Source organism: Nonomuraea sp. NPDC049784 (assembly GCF_040659615.1).
Classification (GTDB): domain Bacteria; phylum Actinomycetota; class Actinomycetes; order Streptosporangiales; family Streptosporangiaceae; genus Nonomuraea.
Genome location: NZ_JBFAMX010001162.1, coordinates 1 through 1,632, shown reverse-complemented (window position 1 = coordinate 1,632; position 1,632 = coordinate 1). Strand labels below are relative to the sequence as shown.

Below are 1,632 nucleotides of genomic sequence, written 5' to 3'. Positions count from 1 at the left end.
GACCACGGCGGCCTCGCTGTTGACCAGCGCGCGCTCGAGCGGCTCGATCACCGCGGCGACCTCCGGCGCGATGCCCCTGGCCAGCAGTTCCCTGTGCTCCAGGCGCAACGCCGAGAGCTTGGCGAGCAGGCGGGCGATCTCCCACTCCTGCGCGGGCAGCATCACGGCGTTGCGGGCGTCGTCAAGCAGCCCCTCGGCGTTGACGTGGGAGCGAAGTACGGACCCGATGGCGCGCTGCGCCCTCATCAGAACGGTCCTGGCCTCCTGGTCGAAGTCCTCCTGGAGCAGGTAGCGGCCGTCGTACCAGCGGGCCTGCTCGTACACGCCGCGCTCGTGCGGCCGGTGGTCCTCCACCACCTCGTTCATGGAGGCGATCCTGACGAGGACGATGAAGACGTACATGCCCAGCAGCACGAAACCGGCCGCCCTGATCTGCGAGGCCAGAAGAACGGCCATGAGGGCGATCACGACGGGAGTGGCGGCCAGGAGCGCCGCGCCGGAGGGGCTCCTGGACCGCGACGGGCGCACGTCGGCGGGAGGCACCCATCCGGCCCTGATTCTGGACAGCAGCGGGGCGTTGGCACGCAGCAGTCCGGCTACTTCCGGAGGTACTCCGGGATCGACGACCACACCCACGTTCTGTCCTGGCACCCTGGCGCCCCCAACGCTCGTGATGTTCGGATATTACGTAACATTCCGCCGAAGTGTCAGCCTCGAAAAAGTCAGGCCGCGGAATCACAGAGCGCGCCAAGGGGGCACTTCCAGGACGGCAGGCACGCGAGTAAGGGGCCTCCACCAGCACCGCAGCAGCCGCCCCCGCCCCTTTGGACGCGCGAGGGGCACTCGCCGATGCTCTCCGGCACGCAACATGATCGTAGCCGCCGGGGTAAGAGGGTCAGCGACGCAGCCTGGGGACGGTCAGCGCCGCGGCCACGCAGGCGACCGGGATCGCGGGCAGGACGTACCGGTGGTCGAAGTCCAGCGCGGCCACCGGCGCCACGAGCAGGAACATCGCGAACGACCACGGCAGCAGCACCGGCCGGCGGCGCACCAGCCCACCCACCGCGCCGGCCAGCAGCAGGACGCCGAAGAGCGTGCCGTGGAGGAACCACGGGTACGGGTAGGCGGCCAGGATCGAGGCGAAGGGCTCGACGGACCGCATGCCCCGGATGTCCGGGTCGTACTCGTTCTGCACCTGGTCGATGAGGGCGTGGCCCGGAGGGAGCGGCCACGCGCCGCGCGGGAACGTCGAAGACGGGGCCATCCGCTTCGGGTGGGCGACGGGCTCCCAGGTGAAGGCGAGCGAGGTGTCGCGAACGACCTCGCGCAGGTAGTCCAGGGGCTGGGCGGCGATGGCCCTGAGTGCGAACGACCTGGCCAGGTCGTTGTGGGCGAACCGGTCGCCGGGCAGGCGGTTGAGCGAGGCCCCGGGATCCCAGACGTACTCGGAGGCGGCGTCGAGGACGGTGCCGTTCGGGCAGAGCGCGGCCTGCTCCGGGGGCGGCTCGATGATCGAGCAGTCGGCGAAGGTCATGGTGCGGGCCCACAGGGCGACGCCGTCGGAGCCGCTCAGCGCGAACCTGCCGTGGTGCTGGGCGTACCAGCCGGCGTAGGCGAGCAGCGGCAGCGTGC

Annotated in this window: 1 protein-coding gene and 1 pseudogene; both read right to left on the bottom strand. The window is 70.8% G+C overall.

The annotated features are described in order from the left end of the window. Positions 1 to 636, bottom strand: a 636-nt coding sequence (locus AB0J09_RS64350) for a hypothetical protein (RefSeq protein WP_360714299.1), incomplete at its 3' end; no start/stop codon positions are given. 259 nt (positions 637 to 895) lie between these two features. After that, a pseudogene (locus AB0J09_RS64345) lies at positions 896 to 1,632 on the bottom strand (hypothetical protein); the annotation flags it as partial.